Annotated in this window: 19 protein-coding genes; 16 read left to right on the top strand and 3 right to left on the bottom strand. The window is 73.3% G+C overall.

Annotation, left to right across the window (positions count from 1 at the left end):
- The first annotated feature begins 1 nt into the window (after position 1).
- From FB388_RS12180 to FB388_RS12200, 5 genes are read left to right on the top strand one after another with little or no spacing between them, the layout of a single operon-like run.
- Positions 2–1291 carry a phenylacetate--CoA ligase family protein gene (locus tag FB388_RS12180; protein ID WP_142100427.1) on the top strand — a complete coding sequence of 430 codons (1290 nt, stop codon included), beginning with the start codon at positions 2–4 and terminating at the stop codon, positions 1289–1291.
- A 12-nt stretch (positions 1292–1303) separates the two neighbouring features.
- Positions 1304–1846, top strand: a complete 543-nt coding sequence (locus tag FB388_RS12185) for a UGSC family (seleno)protein (protein ID WP_142100430.1) — start codon at positions 1304–1306, stop codon at positions 1844–1846.
- Complete coding sequence (locus tag FB388_RS12190) at positions 1843–2892, top strand: hypothetical protein (RefSeq protein ID WP_142100432.1); 1050 nt, start codon at positions 1843–1845, stop codon at positions 2890–2892. Before FB388_RS12185 ends, FB388_RS12190 begins: the two co-directional genes overlap by 4 nt.
- Positions 2889–3992: a zinc-dependent alcohol dehydrogenase gene (locus FB388_RS12195; RefSeq protein ID WP_142100434.1), complete on the top strand. Its 1104-nt coding sequence runs from the start codon at positions 2889–2891 to the stop codon at positions 3990–3992. Before FB388_RS12190 ends, FB388_RS12195 begins: the two co-directional genes overlap by 4 nt.
- An 8-nt stretch (positions 3993–4000) precedes the next feature.
- Complete coding sequence (locus tag FB388_RS12200) at positions 4001–5011, top strand: amidohydrolase family protein (protein ID WP_142100436.1); 1011 nt, start codon at positions 4001–4003, stop codon at positions 5009–5011.
- A 345-nt stretch (positions 5012–5356) separates the two neighbouring features.
- Here FB388_RS12200 and FB388_RS12205 read toward each other — a convergent pair whose 3' ends face one another.
- Genes FB388_RS12205 through FB388_RS12215 form a run of 3 tightly spaced genes read right to left on the bottom strand, consistent with a single transcriptional unit; the run spans position 5357 to position 8150 of the window.
- Positions 5357–6166: an IclR family transcriptional regulator gene (locus tag FB388_RS12205; RefSeq protein WP_142100439.1), complete on the bottom strand. Its 810-nt coding sequence runs from the start codon at positions 6164–6166 to the stop codon at positions 5357–5359.
- Positions 6163–6867, bottom strand: a complete 705-nt coding sequence (locus FB388_RS12210; protein ID WP_142100441.1) for a response regulator — start codon at positions 6865–6867, stop codon at positions 6163–6165. Before FB388_RS12210 ends, FB388_RS12205 begins: the two co-directional genes overlap by 4 nt.
- Entirely contained in the window at positions 6864–8150 is a 1287-nt protein-coding gene (locus FB388_RS12215; RefSeq protein ID WP_246121853.1) for a GAF domain-containing sensor histidine kinase, read from the bottom strand. The genes FB388_RS12210 and FB388_RS12215 overlap by 4 nt, the downstream gene beginning before the upstream one ends.
- Positions 8151–8443: 293 nt before the next feature.
- On the opposite strand from FB388_RS12215, the gene FB388_RS12220 reads away from it, so the two are divergent.
- From FB388_RS12220 to FB388_RS12270, 11 genes are read left to right on the top strand one after another with little or no spacing between them, the layout of a single operon-like run.
- Entirely contained in the window at positions 8444–10048 is a 1605-nt protein-coding gene (locus tag FB388_RS12220; RefSeq protein WP_142100443.1) for an ABC transporter substrate-binding protein, read from the top strand.
- Entirely contained in the window at positions 10045–11040 is a 996-nt protein-coding gene (locus tag FB388_RS12225) for an ABC transporter permease (protein ID WP_142100445.1), read from the top strand. The genes FB388_RS12220 and FB388_RS12225 overlap by 4 nt, the downstream gene beginning before the upstream one ends.
- Positions 11027–11896: an ABC transporter permease gene (locus FB388_RS12230; RefSeq protein WP_142100447.1), complete on the top strand. Its 870-nt coding sequence runs from the start codon at positions 11027–11029 to the stop codon at positions 11894–11896. Before FB388_RS12225 ends, FB388_RS12230 begins: the two co-directional genes overlap by 14 nt.
- The gene (locus FB388_RS12235; protein ID WP_246121854.1) at positions 11893–12972 is read left to right on the top strand and encodes an ABC transporter ATP-binding protein; all 1080 of its coding nucleotides are present in this window, start codon (positions 11893–11895) and stop codon (positions 12970–12972) included. Before FB388_RS12230 ends, FB388_RS12235 begins: the two co-directional genes overlap by 4 nt.
- The gene (locus tag FB388_RS12240) at positions 12969–14054 is read left to right on the top strand and encodes an ABC transporter ATP-binding protein (RefSeq protein WP_142100449.1); all 1086 of its coding nucleotides are present in this window, start codon (positions 12969–12971) and stop codon (positions 14052–14054) included. The genes FB388_RS12235 and FB388_RS12240 overlap by 4 nt, the downstream gene beginning before the upstream one ends.
- Positions 14055–14103: 49 nt before the next feature.
- On the top strand, positions 14104–15162 hold the full coding sequence (locus FB388_RS12245) for an ABC transporter substrate-binding protein (RefSeq protein WP_142100451.1): 1059 nt from the start codon (positions 14104–14106) through the stop codon (positions 15160–15162).
- Positions 15159–16010 carry an ABC transporter ATP-binding protein gene (locus tag FB388_RS12250; protein WP_246121855.1) on the top strand — a complete coding sequence of 284 codons (852 nt, stop codon included), beginning with the start codon at positions 15159–15161 and terminating at the stop codon, positions 16008–16010. The genes FB388_RS12245 and FB388_RS12250 overlap by 4 nt, the downstream gene beginning before the upstream one ends.
- On the top strand, positions 16010–16861 hold the full coding sequence (locus FB388_RS12255; protein ID WP_142100453.1) for an ABC transporter permease: 852 nt from the start codon (positions 16010–16012) through the stop codon (positions 16859–16861). Before FB388_RS12250 ends, FB388_RS12255 begins: the two co-directional genes overlap by 1 nt.
- Before the next feature lie 37 nt (positions 16862–16898).
- Positions 16899–17438, top strand: a complete 540-nt coding sequence (locus FB388_RS12260; protein ID WP_246121856.1) for a UGSC family (seleno)protein — start codon at positions 16899–16901, stop codon at positions 17436–17438.
- The gene (locus tag FB388_RS12265) at positions 17435–18490 is read left to right on the top strand and encodes a hypothetical protein (RefSeq protein ID WP_142100458.1); all 1056 of its coding nucleotides are present in this window, start codon (positions 17435–17437) and stop codon (positions 18488–18490) included. Before FB388_RS12260 ends, FB388_RS12265 begins: the two co-directional genes overlap by 4 nt.
- Positions 18487–18717 carry a hypothetical protein gene (locus FB388_RS12270; RefSeq protein ID WP_142100460.1) on the top strand — a complete coding sequence of 77 codons (231 nt, stop codon included), beginning with the start codon at positions 18487–18489 and terminating at the stop codon, positions 18715–18717. Before FB388_RS12265 ends, FB388_RS12270 begins: the two co-directional genes overlap by 4 nt.
- Positions 18718–18719 lie beyond the last annotated feature (2 nt).

Consider the following 18719-nt stretch of genomic DNA (forward strand, 5'->3'; position numbering starts at 1 on the left):
GGTGGACGTTCCAGGATTCCTGGCAGCCGACGACGTCGACGCCGTCACCGAGCTGCTGCGCGCGCAGCTGGAGGGGCTGCCGGCGAGGTCGCCGCTCTACGCCGACCACCTCGCCGAGCACGGGGTCACCCCCGCGGCCTTCGCCACGCTCGACGACCTGCGCAAGTTCCCCTTCACCACCAAGCAGATGCTCCGCGACTCGCAGGCCGCCGCGCCGCCGCTCGGCCGGCACGCGGGCGTGTCGATGAGCGAGGTCGTGCGGGTGCACGCTTCCACCGGCACCACCGGGCGGCCGAGCTGGGTGGGCGTGACCCGGCGCGACGCCGCGGCCTGGACCGACATGGTGGCGCGCGCCTTCCGAACGATGGGCGCCACCCGGGAGGACGTCGTGCTGCACGGCGCGGGCCTCACGCTCTTCGTCGGCGGTCTGCCGATCCGCGACGCGCTCGAGCGGATCGGCTCCACCGTGGTGCCGATCGGGACCGGGGCGTCGGAGAAGGCGGTGCTCGCGCTGGAGACGCTCGGCGTGACGGCCCTGCACTCCACCCCGTCCTACGCCCGGTACCTGGCCGAGTACCTCCGGGGCCTCGGCCGGGACCCGAAGGAGTTCGGCCTGCGCAAGGTCTTCGTCGGGGGAGAGCCCGGTGGCGGCGAACCCGCGTTCCGGGCGCACGTCGAGAGCGAGTGGGGCGCCCCGGTGACCGAGGGGCTCGGCAACGCCGACATGGCCCCCGTCCTGTTCGGCGAGCAGCCGAGCAGCGGCGGGATGCGGTTCACCGGCGGCCGGCACGTCGTCGTGGAGCTGATCGACCCCGACAGCGGCGAGCCGATCGGCGCCGAACCCGGCGCGACCGGCGAGCTCGTCTACACCGCGGTCGACCGCGAGTGCTGCCCGCTGGTGCGCTTCCGCACCCGCGACCGGGTTCTCGTCACCGGCCGCGCCGCCGACGGGGCGCCGCTGATCCGCTGCGTCGGCCGCACCGACGACATGCTGATCGTGCTGGGCGTGAACGTCTTCCCCTCCGCGGTGCGCGACCTCGTGCAGACCCTGCACCCGCGCACGACCGGAGCCGTGCAGATCGTGCTGCCGGAAGCCGGACCGCGCGTGGAGCCGCCGCTGCGGGTGGACGTCGAGTGGGGCGAGCAGCCCGGCGACCGCGAGCAGCTCACCCGCGACGTCGAGGCGCTCGTCCGCAACCGCCTGTCCGTGCGCGCGGCCGTCACGCTCGTGCCGCCCGGCTCGCTCGAACGCTCCGAGATGAAGTCCCGGCTCACCCGCCTCGCGAGCTGAAGGAGGTCGCTCATGCCGAACGCGATCCTGGATCCCACCGGCGGCGCGTCCCCGGTCGCCGCCCCGTTCGCGCCCGCCCCCCGCAAGCACGACCTCGCGGGCGCCCGCATCGGGCTGCTGGAGAACACCAAGCAGAACGCCGCGCTGCTGCTCGACGAGGTCGGCAAGCTGCTGGTCGCCGAGCACGGCGCGGCGGCCGTGACGCTCGTGCGCACCAAGACCGCGTTCGCCCTCCCCGCCTCCGACGAGCTCGTGGCCGAGTACGCAGGCGAGTGCGACGTCGTGATCACCGGCGTCGGCGACTGCGGGTCGTGCAGCGCGTCGGCCGCGGCCGACGGCGTGGCGTTCGAGCGGGCCGGGCTGCCGGCCGCCGTGATCTGCAGCGACGCCTTCGTGGCCACGGCCGACGCGATGGCCGCACTGCGCGGCGCGCCCGGCTACCGCTACCTCACCACGCCGCACCCCGTCGCGATCCTGACCCCGGACCAGGTGCGGGAGCGGGCGGCGCAGCTCGCGGGCGAAGTCGCCGGGCTGCTCACCGGGAGCGGCGCATGAGCGAGCTCGACCCCGATCTCGCGCAGGCCGCGGTCGAGCACTGCTACGACCAGGGCTGGTCGGACGGACTCCCGCTCGTGCCGGCGTCACAACCCCTCGTGGACCGGTTCCTCGCCACCACCTCCCGGCCGCCCGACGAGGTGATCGGGCGCCTCGCGCAGGTCGACCGCGAGGTCACCGTGGAGCTCGCCGCGATCAACGCCGCCATGGCCGGCTGCCGGCCGGAGTACTTCCCGGTGGTGCTCGCGGCGTGGGACGCGCTGATGCGCGAGCGGGCCACCACCGGCGGGGGCTGGCAGTCGACGAGCGGGCCCGCCCCGCTGATCGTCGTCAACGGCCCGGTGCGCGACGAGCTGGGGTTCAACAAGGCCGGCGGCGTGTTCGGCCCCGGCTTCCGGGCCAACGCGACCGTGCCGCGGGCGATCGGGCTGATCGTGCGCAACGCGCTGGGCATCCACCCGCACGTGTTCGAGCAGGCCACGCAGGGGCTGCCCGGGCGATGGTCGATCTGCGTGGCCGAGAACGAGGAGGAGAGCCCCTGGGAGCCGCTCTCCGTCGAGGCCGGGCTGCCGGCCGGGACGTCCGCGGTGGCGGCCACACTGCTGCGCACGTCGGAGTTCGTGGACAACCGGCACACGAGCGACGCCGAGCAGCTGCTCGCCGACTTAGCCGACACCATCTCCCGCACCGGGGCCTGGATCTTCCGGCACGCCTCGGCGGGCATCGTCTTCTGCCCCGAGCACGCCCAGCTGCTCGCCGGCGCGGGGTTCGACCGGGCGAAGGTCCGTTCCTGGCTCGCCGAACGCTGTGGCCGGACCGTCGGCGACCTCGCGGACGTCGGGAAGGACGGGCTGGGCGACAACGGCGTCCGGCACGCGAGCGGCGAACGTCCCGACGGCTTCGACCGCTTGCTGCCGGCCGACGACCCGAAGCACCTGCTGATCGCCGTCGCGGGTGCCCGCAACGCCGGCATCTCGATGGTGGTGCGCCTGTTCAGCGACTGGTCCGCCACGGCGGTCCCGGTCGAGACGAAGGAGCTCGCATGACCGACACCGTCCGCGCGGCAGTGCAGGTGGCGCCGCGCCAGATCGAGCTGCGCGAGTTCCCGCGTCCGGCGATCGGCCCGGACGACGGCCTGCTGCGCGTCGAGGCGAACGGCATCTGCGGCAGCGACGTCGAGGCGTACCGCGGCCACCTCGCGATGGGGCGGGGGCCGACGATCCCGGGCCACGAGCCGATGGGCATCGTCGAGGAGATCGGCGACCGCGCCGCGGAGCGCTGGGGCGTGCAGCCGGGGGACCGGGTGGCGCTGGAGGTGATCGTCCCCTGCCGGTCCTGCCACGACTGCCTGACCGGCCGCTACCAGGCCTGCCGCAACCGCAAGTTCGGCCACGGCGTCACCGGGATCGACGTGCCGCCGTCGCTGTGGGGCGGCTTCGCCGAGCACCTCTACCTGACGCCCGGCGCCGTGCTGCACAAGGTCGACAAGACGCTCCCCGCCGAGCTGGCCGTCATGTTCAACCCCCTCGGGGCCGGTGTGCGCTGGGCGGTGCACCTCGGTGAGGTCGGCCTTGGCGACACGCTGCTGATCCTCGGCGCAGGTCAGCGCGGCCTCGCCTCCGTCATCGCCGCTCGGGCGGCGGGGGCGGGGACGATCATCGTCACCGGTCTGGAGGCCGATGCCCACAAGCTGGCACTGGCCAGCGAGTTCGGCGCCGACCACACGATCGTCGTCGACGGGCCGGACGCCGAGGACACCGTCGAGCGGGTCCGGGAGATCACCGACGGCGCCATGGCCGACGTCGTGCTGGAGCTGACCCCGATGGCCGCCGCCCCGGTCACGCACGCCCTGCTGGCCGCCAAGCACGGCGGCCGCGTGGTGCTCGCCGGGCTCAAGGGCGGCGCCGAGGTGCCGCTGCGAACCGACCTGATCATCAACCGGGCGCTCACCGTGCGCGGCGCGTTCGGCGTGGACGCCCGCGGCTACGCCGAGGCGATCGCGATCATCGAGTCCCGCCGGTTCCCGCTGGAGAAGCTACACACCCACACGTTCGGGTTGGACGACACCGACCTCGCCATCCGGACGCTCGCCGGCGAGGTGCCCGGCGAGGCCGCGGTGCACGTGTCCGTCCACCCCCATCTCTAGGAGGTCGGGTGCTCGTCGACGCCCACGCCCACCTGCTGCCGCGCGACTACCCGGCGGATGCGCCGGAGTGCTTCCCGCGGATGGAGCCGATCGACGGCGACACCGCGCGGCTGCTGCTGTTCGGGACCATGCGGTTCCGCGCGCGGGACGCGTTCTTCGACGCCGAGCGTCGCATCGAGGAGCAGGCCGCATCGGGCGTCGACGCCGAGGTGCTCAGCCCCATGCCGCCGCTGCTGCGCTACGACCTGCCGGCGGCCGACGGCCTGTCCCTCGCGCGGCACGTCAACGAGTTCACGGCGGAGCTGTGCGCCGCCGCACCCGACCGGCTCGTCGGGCTCGGCATGGTGCCGCTGCAGGACCCGGACGCCGCGGCCACGGAGCTGAAGGCCGTGCAGGACCAGGGGCTGCGCGGGGTCGAGATCGCCTCCAACGTGCTCGGCACCTCGATCGGCGACGAGCGGTTCCTGCCGTTCTTCACCGAGGCGCAACGGCTCGGGCTGGCGGTGTTCGTGCACGCGATGCCGTCGCCGACGCCGCGCCTGCCCGCGTCGGCGATGGGCACCTACGTGGTCGGCCTCGAAGGGATGCTCGCCGCGGCCTCGATGATCACCGGTGGCACCGCCGCCGCCTGCCCGGACCTGCGGATCTCGTTCAGCCACGCCGCAGGCGGCTTCCCGCTGGTCGTGCCGAGGGCGCAGTACTTCTGGGGCGGCACCTGGAACGAGGAGCCCGCCGTGCCGGAGCGCGCGATCGCGCACGACGACGGCCCGTCGCCGCTGGAGTACGCCCGCCGGTTCTACTACGACTCGATGGTGTTCGACCGGCGGGCGCTGCGGTACCTCGTCGACCTGCTCGGTGCCGACCGGCTGCTGGTCGGGTCCGACTTTCCGGCCATGCCCCGGGAGTCTCCGGCGGGCGCGACCCTGCGCTCCCTCGACATGGAGCCGGAGGTGCTGGAGCGGATCACCTGGCACAACGCATGGCGGTGGCTGGGGGTAGATCCGCCCGCCGGGCGATAGGTGCCCCCGGGCGCCGTCCGCGGACGACGAGGCCTCGAGGCCACCGGTGGCGCCGCGCATTCTGCGGGGCCGCCCCTCACAGGTAAAGGGCGCCTGCGGCGTCGCTTCGCGATCGCTTCGCGACCCTTGACCTGCGAGCCTCTGCGGCCCCTGAGGGCAAGCTTCGCGGGCAGGCCAGGGGCCTGCCCTCTTGGTGCGCGGCGCCACCGGCGGCGGTTACGGCCATGATCGAGGCTTCGGCGCAAAAGCGGACTTCGCACATCTAGTGGTGGCTTCGCACGAGGCGGGCCCTGTGCGAGGTGGCCACTGGATGTGCGAAGTGCGGTCGGCGCGGCGGAGCCGTCGCTATCGGCGGGGGGAGAGGGCCCTCGTGATCGCTCGCGAGGCCTGTTTCAACACCGCCGCCAGTTCCCTGGGGCGGGCGCCCTCCGTCTCGACCACCACGCTGATCGCGGCCGTGACGTCACCCCCGGGGTCCAGCACGGGCACCGCTACCACCAGGTCGGGCATCGTGATCTGGCCGCGTGCCACCGCTACTCCGGTCTGGCGGATGTGGGCGAGCGTGCGGCGCAGCTCGGCGGGGTCGGTCACCGTCATCGGGTTGAACCGCTCCAGCGGTGAGCGCAGCACCGCCTCCTGGAAGTCGGGCTCCGAGTGGGCGAGCAGCACGAGCCCGGTGCCGGTCGCGTGCATCGGCCAGCGGTCCCCGACCCGGCTGACCACGGGGTTGCGGACCCGGGCGCGGATCGCCTCGACGTACACGACCTGCATGCCGTCGCGCACGGCCAGGTGCACGTTGCCGCGGGTGATCTGGTGCAGGTCCTCGAGGTGCGGGAACGCGGCCTCGCGCAGCTCCAGGCCGCGCGGCGCGAGCGCCGACAGCTCCAGCAGTCGCAGCCCCACCGAGTAGCGGCCTGCGCTGTCGCGTTCGAGCGCGCCCCAGTCGACGAGCTCCCGGGTGAGGCGGTGCGCGGTCGGCAGGGTCAGCCCGGCCCGGCGGGCGATCTCGGAGAGCGACAGGCACCGGTGCCGCGGGCCGAACGCGTCGAGCACCGACAGGGCCCGCCCGGCGGCCGTCGGGCGTGGACTCCCCGGGCCACGGCGCCGCACCGCGGCTCGCGGTGCCGCCGCCGGGACTTCCGGGCTCAGGGTCATGTCGCACCTCCGTAGGTGTCGGGCGGGCTGACGAGGCCTTCGCGGATGGCGACCAGTGCGGCCTGTGTGCGGGAGGTCAGCTGGAGCTTCGCGAGGATGTGGCTGACGTGCGTGCGCGCGGTGCGCTCGCTGATGTAGAGCTCCGCCGCGATCTGGTGGTTCGACATGCCGCGGGCCACCAGCGCGAGGATCGAGCGCTCCCGCGCGGTGAGGGCGGCCAGGCCCGTGGGCGGCGAGACGAGCCTGCGGGTGAGGCGGCCCGCGACGGTGGGGTCGAGGTGCACCTCGCCGCGGTCGGCGGAGCGGATCGCGGCGGCGACCTCGTCCGGGTCGGCGTCCTTGAGCAGGTAGCCGGATGCGCCGGCCTCCAGCGCGGCGTGCACCCGTTCCAGCTCGCCGAAGCTCGTGAGCACGACGACGCGGACGTGCGGGTGCGCGGCGAGCACCGCGCGGATGGCGGTGATCCCGTCCATCCGCGGCATCAGAACGTCCATCAGCACGACCTGCGCAGGCCTGCCCTCGGCGACGAGCCGCTGCAGCTGGTCGAGAGCGTCCTTGCCGTCGACGGCCTCGGCGAGGACCTCGATGCCGTCGGCGCTCTCCAGGTACGCGGAGAGCCCCCGCCGCACGACTGCGTGGTCGTCGACGACGAGCACGCCGATGTCGCCGGCGGGACCGGGCTGCGCAGCGGTCCCCGTCATCGGGCGGGACCCGGCCCGGCCACCGGGACGCAGACCCGCACCAGACATCCCCGTCCACCGGGATCCATGCTGCCGAACTCGATCGAACCGCCCCATCGCTCCGCTCGTTCCCGCATCGACACCAGACCGAGCGCCCCGGCCCGAACCTGGGCGGTCAGCCCGATCCCGTCATCGCTGACCTCGACGACCACCCGGTCCGGTGGCCCGTTCGTGCTGATGTGCACCGACGCCCTCGTAGCGCCCGCGTGCTTCACGACGTTGTGCAGCGCCTCCTGCACCACGCGGTAGAGATCCTCCTGCAGCTCGACCGGCAGGTCACCGACGTCCGCACTGAGGTCGACGTCCACCTCGACGTCGAGCCCGGAGGTGCCGCGCACCGACTCGGCGTGGCTGCGCACCGCGCCCGCCAGCCCGCGCTCGACCAGCTCGACCGGGTGCAGCTGCAGCACGAGGCCGCGCAGGTCGGCGAGTGCGGTCTGGGCCAGCTCGAGGAGCTCGTCGGCCACCGCCTGCACCCGTTCGGCGCGGATGGTGCGGCCGGGGGCCACCTGCGCCTGCAGCGCCTTGGCCTGCATCCGCATCGAGAACACCTGCTGGACGACCGAGTCGTGCAGCTCGCGGGCGAGCCGGGCGCGCTCGGCGAGCTGGGCGTCGTGCCGGGACTTGGAGAGCAGGTCGGCGGAGTCGACGGCGGTGGCTGCCTGGTCGGCCATCGCCTCCAGGAACTCCAGGGCCGCGGTGCTCGGTGGCTCGCCCGGCTTGTAGAAGGCGTTGAGCACGCCGACCGCCCGGCCGCGCACGACCAGCGGGACGGCCGCGAACGCGTCCCACTCGGGGGCGGCCATGATCCGGTGCAGCGGCGCCCACGTGGGGTCGGCCATCACGGCCGCCTTGCGGTGCGGCACGACGATCGGCCGGCAGGTCCGGAAGGCCTCGACGAACATCAGCCGCGCGCCGAGGCGCCTGCAGTCCTCGAGCCGGTCGGTGAAGTCGTCGGCGTCGGTGAAGCCGGCCTTGCCGACCACGCGCATGGTGCCGCCCTCGACGCGCAGGATCTGCACGGCCGCGATGTGCTCGGCCTGCACCACCTCGTTCGCGACGACGTCCAGTGTGACGCTGAGCGATGCGGCGTCGGCCACGCTCGACGCCGCCCTGGCGATGGCTGCGAGCCTGCGCTGCCCGCGCCGCGCCGCTTCCGGGTCGACCGGGTCCAGGGCACCTCCGCATTCCGGGCACCGCGAGCCGCCCGGGACCCGCTCCTTCCGCATGAGCACTTCCGTCACGCCGACCCCTTCGTCCGCGTCATGGAGATGAGGCCAGTCTCACCACTGCGGGAGCCCGGTCACAAGTGCTTCGGGCGCCGTTGACGATGTCGTCCGCGGCGACCCGTGCGCGGTAGGACATATGACCGATGCGCGTTGCCGCACCCGAACATGTCTTCCGCCCCGCGAAACCTCCCTGCACGGTTCGCGCCGCCCCTGGCGAGGCTGGTCGGCGCCTGGGGTGAGCCGGGTCACTGCGCGGTGTCACGTCGCTGTGGCTGGTCCCTCGGGCCTGCAACGGAACGGGGGACCTCGTGAGACGACGCACGCACGCGGTGCCACTGCTGCTCGCCGCGCTCCTGCTCCTCGCCGCGTGCGGGGGCGGCGGCCGCGCGGCGGGCCCGGCCGCGCCGACCGGGCCACCGCAGCGCGGTGGTGAGATCACCGTGCTCGAGAACGCGTCGTTCGCAGGTGGCTGGCCGACGGGGCTCGACCCGGCCACGAACACCACGGGCGGCGCCAACATCGCGCAGATGAGCGCGATCTACGGCGGGCTCTTCCGGCTGCAGGCCGCCGACGACGGGTCGGGCGCGCAGGTCGTGCCCCACCAGGCCGAGGGCTACGAGCTGCTCGACGGCGGCACGACGGTGCGGATCAAGGTCCGGGACGGCATCCGGTTCACCGACGGCACCCCGTTCGACGCCGAGGCGGTGGCCTTCAACTTCCGGCGGGCCGTCGACTCCCCGTGCACGTGCTCCCCGACGTGGCCGCTCGCCGAGAACGGGATCACGACCGACGGCCCCCGCACCGTCGTGCTGAGGTTCACCCGGCCATTCGCCGCCGTGATCAACGCGTTCCCGGCCACCAACGTCAACTGGATCGCCTCGCCGACGGCGGTGCAGCAGATGGGGGAGGAGCAGTTCGCCCTGAAGCCGGTGGCGGCGGGCCCGTTCAAGGTCGTGTCCAACCAGCTCAGCTCGCAGCTCGTGCTGGAACGCAACCCGGAGTACTTCAAGGAGGGGCTGCCCTACCTCGACCGGCTCACGTTCCAGTCGATCGGCGGTGACCAGCCCGCCTACCAGGCCCTGCTGGCCGGCCAGGCGCAGGCCTACGAGGGTCTGAACACGACGCCGCTGCTGGACCAGGCGCAGGAGGCGGGGCGGATCACGGTCACCGTGCAGCCGCCGACCTCGCCGTACGTCGTGCAGCTGAACACGCAGCGCGCCCCGTTCGACGACCAGCGGGCCCGCGAGGCGATCTACCACGCCACCGACTTCTCGGCGATCTCGCAGGGCCTGTTCCGCGGGCGCTACCCGGTGAGCCAGAGCTTCACCGGGCCCGGCGGCCTGTTCCACCACGAGACCGTGGCCGGCTACCCCGCCCACGATCCCGCGCGCGCCCGGCAGCTCGTCGCCGAGCTCGGCGGGCTCACCGTGCGGCTCGGCACGCTCAAGGGCTACGTGGCCGAGCAGGTGATGACGGCGTTGCAGACCCAGTGGCAGGAAGCCGGGATCACCGTCCAGATCGAGAGCTACGAGCTGTCCACGCTCATCCAGGAGTTCCGTTCCGGTGAGTGGGACTCGATGCTGCAGACGGCGGGGGCGTGGGACCCGGCGGCCGGTGTCGGGGTCGCCTTCCGCTTCTCCTCGAGCTCGCCGTTCACCGGGGTGAAGGACCCCGAGCTGGACACCATGCTCAACACGGCGGCGGCCACCCTCGATCCGGCGGAGCGGGAGAAGCTCTACGTCGACGCGGGCCGCTACATCAGCGAGCACGCCTACGCGCCGTTCGGCCTCGCCTTCGCCCCCGCCAACCTCGCGACGGAGGGGGTGTACGGGCCCGGGTTGACCACGAAGATCCCGCCGATCGTCGTCAACACCGGGGTCCTCTGGGACGAGGTCTGGAGGGCGCCGCGATGACGGCGGTCGCCGTCCGCCCCCGCTGGTCCCCACCACCGAACCTGCGGCTGGTGGGCCGCAGGCTGCTGATGGTCGTCCCGATCATCCTCGGGGTGAGCATCCTGACGTTCTGGGTGCTCGACCTGATCCCCGGCAACGCCGCTCAGCAGCTGCTCGGGCCCGAGGCCACCCCGGAGCAGCTCCGGGCGCTCGAGCTGGAGCTCGGGCTCGACCGGCCCGCGGTGCTGCGCTACCTGGACTGGCTCGGTGGCGCGGTCACGGGCGACCTCGGCACCTCGCTGGTGAACGGCCAGTCCGTGACCGGCCTGATCGCGGAGCGGATGGCCGTCACCGCCGAGCTGGTGGCGCTCGCGTTCGTCGTCTCGCTCGGGCTGGCCGTGCCGGTGGCGCTGCTGGCGGCGTACCGGCCGAACCGGCTCTTCGACCGGGTGAGCATGCTGGTCAGCATCACCGGCCTCTCCGTGGCCAACTACGTGCTCGCGCTGCTGCTGGTGCTGCTGTTCGCGGTGGAGCTGACGCTGTTCCCGGCCATCGGGTTCGTCCCGCTGTCGCAGGGCGTGGCCGCCAACCTGCACTCGCTGGCGCTGCCGGCCGCCGCGATCGCGTTCCCGCTGTTCTGCTTCTACACGCGGTTCCTGCGCGGCGACCTCGTCGACCAGCTGCAGGGGGAGGACTACATCACCACGGCGCGGGCCAAGGGCATCGGGCCGTGGCAGGTGCTGCTGCGCCACGCCTTCCGCAACTCGGCGTTCGGCCTGATCACCGTGGTCGGGCTGAACCTCGGCACGCTGCTCGGCGGCACCGTGATCGTCGAGCAGATCTTCGCCCTCCCCGGGATGGGCCAGCTGATGCTCCAGGCGATCAACACCCGCGACGCCACGGTGGTGCAGGGCTGCGTCGTGGTGTTCGCCGTGGTGGCCGTGCTGGCCAACCTGGCCGCCGACCTGCTCTACGCCGTGCTCGACCCGAGGATCCGCTATGGCAGTCGTTGAGGCCGTTCCCGCGATCGCCGCGCCGGAGGGAGCGCGGCGATCGGGGAGCCTGGTGCGCAACCTGGAGATCGCGTTGCCGGCCGCGGTGCTGCTGTTCATCGCCGCCGCGTGCTTCCTCGGGCCGCTGGTGCTGCCGGTGCCGCCGCCCGTCGGTGGGAGCGTGCTCGAGTCCTACCTCGACGCGGGCTCGCCGGGGCACCTGCTCGGCACCGACCCGAACGGCAACGACATCCTCTCCCGGATCCTGCACGGCGGGCGGTCGTCGCTGGTGGTGGCGGTCGCGGTCAACGCGCTCGGGCTGCTGGTCGGCGGCACGCTCGGGGCGCTGTCGGGGTACCTGAGCGGCGCGGTCGACACGGTGATCATGCGGGTGCTGGACGTGCTGATCGCGTTCCCGTCGCTGGTGCTCACCCTCGCCGTGGCGCAGAGCCTCGGCGCGAGCCAGACCAACACGATCCTCGCGCTCGCCTTCTTCTCGATCCCCGCGTTCGCGCGGATTTCCCGCGCGGCGACGCTGCGGCTGCGCGAGCTGCCGTTCATGGCGGCGGCGCAGCTCGCGGGCACGCCGGGGTGGCGGGTGCTGCTGCGGCACATCGCCCCGAACATCACCCCGCAGCTGATCACGTTCGGCATGCTGGGGATGGGCATCGTCATGGTGATCGAGGGCGCGCTGTCGTTCCTCGGCCTCGGCATCCCGCCGCCCGCGCCAAGCTGGGGCAACATGATCGCCCAGGGGCAGCAGAGCCTGTCGGCCACCCCGATGCTCGTGGTCTGGCCGTGCCTGGCGCTCTTCGTCACGGTGCTCGCCTTCAACCTGCTCGGCGAGACCCTGCGCGCGCGGTGGAGCGGCCGGTGACCGGGCCGATGATCGCGGGACGCGTGGCAGCCGAGCCGGCGCTGGAAGGGCGCGAGCCGGCGTCCCTGCTCGAGGTCACCGACCTGCGGGTGCGCTTCACCCGGGCCGGCCGCGCTGTCCACGCCGTGACCGGCCTGTCCTACCGCCTCGCCCAGGGCCGGATGCTGGCGATCATCGGCGAGTCGGGGTCGGGCAAGAGCGTGAGCTCGCGGGCGTTGATGGGCCTGCTGCCACCGACCGCGCACGTGAGCGGCTCGGCCCGGTTCGACGGCACGGAGCTGGTGGGCCTGCCGGAGCGGGAGATGCGGCGCCGCCGCGGCGCCGACATCGCGATGGTGTTCCAGGACCCGGCCCGCTCGCTGAACCCGACGATGCGGATCGGCACGCAGGTCACCGAGGCGATCAACGCCCACGCCCGGCTGGACCGCCGCGCGGCGCGGGAGCGGGCGATCGAGCTGCTGCAGCTCGTGCGGCTGCCCGCGCCGGAACGCCGCTTCCACGAGTACCCGCACCAGCTCTCCGGCGGGATGCGGCAACGCGTGATGATCGCGATCGCGCTCGCGGGCAGGCCGCGGCTCCTGATCGCCGACGAGGCCACCACCGCGCTCGACGTCACCACGCAGGCGCAGATCATGGAGCTGCTCGTCGACCTGCAGGAGCGCCTCGGCATGGCGGTCATCCTGATCAGCCACGACCTGGCGCTCGCCGCGAGCTACGCCGACGACGTCGTCGTCATGTACGGCGGGCGGGCCGTGGAGCGGGCATCGGCCGACACGCTGTTCGGTTCGGTCCGGATGCCGTACACGCGCGCCCTGCTGGGCGCGATCCCGCTGCTGGAGCGGCCGGCGCACACGCTGCTGCCGGTGGTGCCGGGGCAGCCGCCGGACCCGGCCGCGCTGCCGGACGGGTGCCCGTTCCGGCCGCGTTGCGGCTCGGCCGACGACGCGTGCGCGACGGCCCCGCCCTTCGACGAGCACGAGCCGGGGCACTGGTGGGCGTGCTGGCACGTGAGCGGCCTCGAAGACCCGCGAGCCGCCGGAGCGCAGCGGAGACCATCAGGCCCGGAGGAGACATGAGTGCGCTGACGGAACCGCTCCTGCAGGCCCGCAACATCGTGCAGGAGTTCCCGGTGCGCGGTGCAGGGGGCCTGCGCGGCGGGGTGGTGCACGCGGTGTCGGACGTGTCGTTCGACGTCCACACGGGGGAGACCCTCGGCATCGTGGGCGAGACCGGCTCGGGCAAGTCCACCCTCGCGCGGTCGCTGGTGCAGGCCCCGCGGCCGAAGTCGGGCCGGGTGCTGTTCCAGGGCAGCGATCTGGTGCGGCTGCGCAGGCGGCACCTGGTGGCCGCGCGCCGGCACGTGCAGATGGTGTACCAGGACCCGTTCGGCTCGCTGAACCCGCGCTGGCGGGTCACCGAGCTGGTCGAGGAGCCGCTGCTGGGCTACGGCGTGAAGGGCGCCGAGCGGCGCCGCCGCCGGGTGGCGGAGCTGCTCGACCTGGTCGGGCTCGATCCCTCGGTGTTCGGCGCGCGCAGGCCGCGGGAGCTGTCCGGCGGGCAGTGCCAGCGCGTGGCCATCGCCCGCGCGATCGCACTCGACCCCGCCCTGGTGATCTGCGACGAGGCGGTGTCCTCCCTCGACGTGCTGATCCAGGCGCAGGTGCTGAACCTGTTCGAGCGGCTGCGCGCGGAGCTGGGGCTGTCGTACCTGTTCATCGCGCACGACCTCGCGCTCGTCAAGCAGGTGAGCGACCGGGTGGCGGTGATGCACCTCGGGCAGCTCGCCGAGGTCGGTCCGGCCGACGCTCTGTACCGCGCGCCGCTGCACCCGTACACGGCCGCGCTGCTCGACTCCGTGCCCGGCCTCGACCCGGTGACCGGGCGGGCCCGGCGCCCCGTGCCGCTGCGCGGTGAGCCCCCGTCGCCGCTCGACCCGCCGAGCGGCTGCCGGTTCCGCACCCGCTGTCCCCGTGCGCAGGCGCGGTGCGCCACCGAGGAACCGGTGCTGCACGATCGCGCGCCCGGCCACAGCGTGGCGTGCCACTTCCCGCTGGACGCACCGGACCGGGAACCGCGACATCTGACCCGTTCCGAACCCGACACCCCGGCCGGACCGCGCGGACATCTGCAGGTCGAGCCGCTGCCGGGCCGTTCATAGCATCCGAACTGGACACCCGGCACCGACGCCGTCAGAGAGTGGGTTCCCGATGCGTGTGCCATCCCCGCCCCACCGCCACTTCGGCCGAGCCCTCGCCGCGCTCGCCGCGGGGCTCGCCCTGCTGCTCGCCGGCTGCGGCGGCTCGGCCCCGGGGGGTGGCGCGGCGGGCGGAGGTGGCGGCACGCCCGTCACGTTCCTCAACGTCCTGCCCATCGAGAGCCTGACGTTCACCCCGGAGATCGTCGCCCAGGCCGGTGGCTTCTTCGAGCGCGAGGGCCTGGACGTGCAGTTCCAGGTGACGCGGGGCAGCGCGCAGGCGATCCAGACCGTGATCGCGGGTGGTGCCCTGGTCACGCGGGTCAGCGACACCGAGATGATGGTGGCCGTCGGCGGGCGCAACGCCCCGGTCAGCGCGTTCGGGCAGCCGTCGCAGCAGTCGACGCTGCGCATCGTCTCCGCGGCCGACGACCCGATCCGCGCACCCGCGGACCTGCGTGGCAAGACGATCGGCATCCCGTCGGAGGGCGGCACCAGCGAGACCCTGGTGGACACCCTCGCCGCCACCGCGGGGCTCACCGATGCCGACGTGAAGAAGCAGGTGGTGGGACTCGCCCCCGGCGTCTACGAGCTGGTGCAGCAGGGCCGCATCGACGCCTACGTCGTGGCGATGGACACGGCGGTGACGGTCCAGCGCCAGCAGCCCGACGCCGTGGTGCTCGACCCCTCGCAGGTGATCGCGGGCGGCACCCAGGTCTACCTCACCTCGCAGCAGGCGCTCGCCGACCCGGCCCAGCGCGACGTGCTGCAGCGCTTCCTGCGGGCGGTGCGGGCCGCCCAGGAGTCGGTGATCGCCGACCAGCCGCTCGACGCGACGCTGAAGACGCTCGGCGACGCCTACGACATCCCGATCCTGCGTGACCCCGACGTGGCCAGGGAGACGCTGCGCACCTACATCGCCAGCTGGCAGGCCGGTGGCGAGGGCCTGCTGAAGATCTCGCCCTCGGCCTGGTCGCGCGTCTACGACGAGTCGGTGGCGGTGCAGCTCGTGCCCGGCGGGCTCGATGCGAGCAAGTGGTACACGAACGACCTGCTGGGGGCGTCGTCGTGAGCAGGCTGTCGGATACCGCGCGCGCCGCGGAGTCGCTCGCGGGTCCCGGGGCGGACACGGCGGAGCTGGAGCTGCGCGATGTCGACAAGATCTACAAGGGCCGGCGCGGCGCTGCCACCGAGGCGCTGCGGGGCATCTCGCTCGCCGTGCGGACCGGTGAGTTCGTCTCGCTGGTCGGCCGCTCCGGGTGCGGCAAGACCACGCTGCTGCGGATCCTCGGCGGCCTGGTCACCCCGTCCAGCGGGCAGGTCCTCATCGGTGGCTCGAACCTCTGGAAGGGCAGCGGCCGGGATCCGGCGGCCCTCGAGAAGTTCGGGATCGTCTTCCAGGAGGCGAACCTGTTCCCCTGGTTCTCGATCGAGGACAACATCGCTCTGCCGCTCAAGCTGCGCGGGGTGGACAAGCGCCGCCGCCGCGAGCGTGCGGCGGAGCTGTGCGAGCTGGTCGGCCTCGGCGGGTTCGAGAAGGCCTACCCGCGGGAGCTGTCCGGCGGGATGCGGCAGCGGGCCGCGATCGCCCGCGCCCTCTCCTACGACCCGTCGATCCTGCTCATGGACGAGCCGTTCGGCGCGCTCGACGCGCTCACCCGCGACCGCATGAACCTGGAGCTGCAGCGCATCTCCGTGGTCACCGGCGCGACCGTCGTCTTCGTCACGCACTCGATCACCGAGGCGGTGTTCCTCTCCGACCGGGTGGTGCTGCTGTCGCCGCGCCCGGGCCGGATCCGGTCGGTCACGCCGGTCGGCTTCCCGCGGCCGCGGTCGCTCGACGTGGAGACCGAGACCGGCTTCCAGGAGATCGTGCGCCGGTTGCGCCGGGAGCTCGACGAAGAGGGGGAGCAGGACTGATGGACCTCGAGGAGGAGCAAGGCGGCGTCTCCAAGGGCCCGCAAGCACGCCGGAGCGAAGCGGAGGCCGTCGAACGCAGCAACTGGTTGCCCTGGGTCAGCACGCCGATCGTGCTCCTGCTGGTCCTCGCGGTGTGGACCCTCGCGGTGACCGCGTTCGGGGTGTCCCCGTTCATCCTGCCGACGCCCGCCGACGTGGGGGAGGCGGTGCTGCGGATGCTCGCCGACGCGTCCACCTGGGGACACGTCGCCATCACCCTCACCGAGGTCGCGCTCGGGTTCCTGGCGGCGCTGGTGTTCGGGCTCGTCGCCGGGGTGGTGCTGGGCCGGGCCGAATGGCTGGAGCGGGCGCTGCGCCCCGTGCTCGTGGCCGTGCAGGTGGTGCCGAAGGTGGCGTTCATCCCGCTCTTCGTCATCTGGTTCGGCTTCGGCGTGACCAGCAAGATCATCATGGCGGCGACGCTGGCCTTCTTCCCGATCATGCTGAACGTGATGCTCGGCGTCCGCTCGGTCGAGCGCGGCCACCGCGACGTCATGCTCGGGCTCGGCGCCCGGCGCTGGGCCACCTTCCGCGATCTGGAGCTGCCCAGCACATTGCCGTACGTGTTCGCCGGCATGGAGGTCGCGGTGGTGTTCTCCGTGATCGGGGCGGTCGTCGGCGAGTTCCTCGGGGGCAGCGAGGGCCTCGGCTACCTGGTCGTCGTGAGCCTGAACGCGCTCGACGCCCCGCAGCTGTTCGCGGTGATCCTGCTGCTCGCCGCCCTCGGCTGCCTGCTGTACCTGGTCGTCAACGGGGCGAAGCGGTTCGTCATCCCGTGGCACGAGTCGGTGCTGACCGCCGACACACCCTGAGCCGACACACCGTGAGGGGGACCCGATGTTCGAGGCGATGATCGATCCCACGGCCGGTCCGTCCGCCACCGCCGCCGGGCCACCGCGGGCCGGGCGGCCCGAGCGGCTCGACGGGCTGGTCGTCGGACTGGTGGCCAACCCGAAGAAGAACGCCGAGCCGTTCCTCGACGCCGTCGGCGAGCTGCTGGCCGCCGAGCACGGCACCGCGGGTGTGGTGCGCACCCGCAAGACCAGCATCACCGACCCGATCCCGCCCGCCACCCTCGACGAGCTGGTGCGGCGCTGCGATGTCGTGCTCATCGGAGTGGGCGACTGCGGCTCGTGCAGCGCCGCCGCCGTCGCCGACGGGATCGCCTTCGAGGGTGCCGGCGTGCCGGCCGCCGTGATCTGCACCGACGCGTTCCGGGTGAGCGCCGACGCGATGGCGCGCCTGCAGGGCAGCCCCGGCTACGCCTACGTCACCACTGCGCACCCGCTGGCACCGCTCGACGCCGACGCCGTCCGCGAGCGCGCCCGGCTCGCCCTCCCGGAGCTGGTCGAGTTGCTCACGAGCGCAGTACCGGTGGCGGCGCGGTGACGGCACTCCGGGAGGACGTCGAACGACTGCACTTCACCCGCGCGGCGATCGAGCACGCCTACGCGCAGGGCTGGACCGACGGGCTGCCGGTCGTGCCGGTCACCGCGGAGGTGGTGGAGGAGTTCCTCGCGACCACGCCCCGGCCGCGCGACGAGGTGGTGGCCGCGGTGCCGCACCTCGGGCGGGAGTGCACGGTGGAACAGGCCGCGGTCAACGCCGCCATGGCCGGCTGCCGGCCCGAGTACCTGCCGGTCGTGCTGGCCGCGTGGGACGCGCTGATGCAGCAGCGGGTGGTGACCGGCGGCGGCTGGCAGAGCACGAGCGGCCCGGCGCCGCTGATCGTGGTGAACGGTCCGATCCGCGCCGAGCTGTCCATCAACTGCGCGGGCGGTGTGTTCGGGCCCGGGTTCCGGGCCAACGCGACGATCGCCCGCGCCGTGGGGCTGGTGGTGCGCAACGTGTTCGGGATCCGGCCGCAGGAGCTCGAGCAGTCGACCCAGGGCATCCCCGGCCGGTTCACGCTGTGCATCGGGGAGAACGAGGAGGAGAGCCCCTGGGAGCCCCTCGCCACCGAGCTGGGGCTGGCACCCGGCACCGATGCGGTGTCGGCGCTGCTGCTGCGCACCTGCGAGTTCGTCGACAACCGGCACACGTCCGATCCCGAGCAGGTGCTGTGGGACATCGCCGACACGGTGGCCCGCACCGGCGCCGCCATCGGGCGGCACTCCTCGGCAGGCCTGGTGCTGGGCGTCGAGCACGCCCAGCTGCTCGCGGCGGGCGGCTTCTCGAAGGCCGACGTGCAGCGCTGGCTCTCCGAGCACGCCTTCCGCACCCACACGGAGATGCGGCTCGCCGGCAAGAGCCTCGCCGGGCAGGAGGGGCCGGGCATCGACGAGCACGGCCTGCACGTCGTGCCCGACCCGGAGCAGATCCCGATCGTCGTGGCCGGCGCCCGCAACGCCGCGATGTCGATGGTCGTGCGCCCGTTCGGCTTCGGCGGCTGGTCCCGGACCGCCCACCCGATCCGACGTGCAGGAGGTTCCACGACGTGAGCATCGACGAGAACGCCCTCTCCGGGCTGCGCAGCACCCTGGCGGCGGACGACTACCGGATGGCGGTCACCGAGTCCGGGGGCTCCGTAGAAGTGACGATCACCGCGGGCCCGGACGCGTGTGCCGACTGCCTGGTCCCGAAACCGATCATGCGCAACATCCTGCACGCGGCGCTCGGCGTGCCCGCGGACTCGATCGTGCTGGTGTACCCGGCGGACGCGAGCTGATC

This window comes from Pseudonocardia cypriaca, assembly GCF_006717045.1.
GTDB lineage: Bacteria > Actinomycetota > Actinomycetes > Mycobacteriales > Pseudonocardiaceae > Pseudonocardia > Pseudonocardia cypriaca.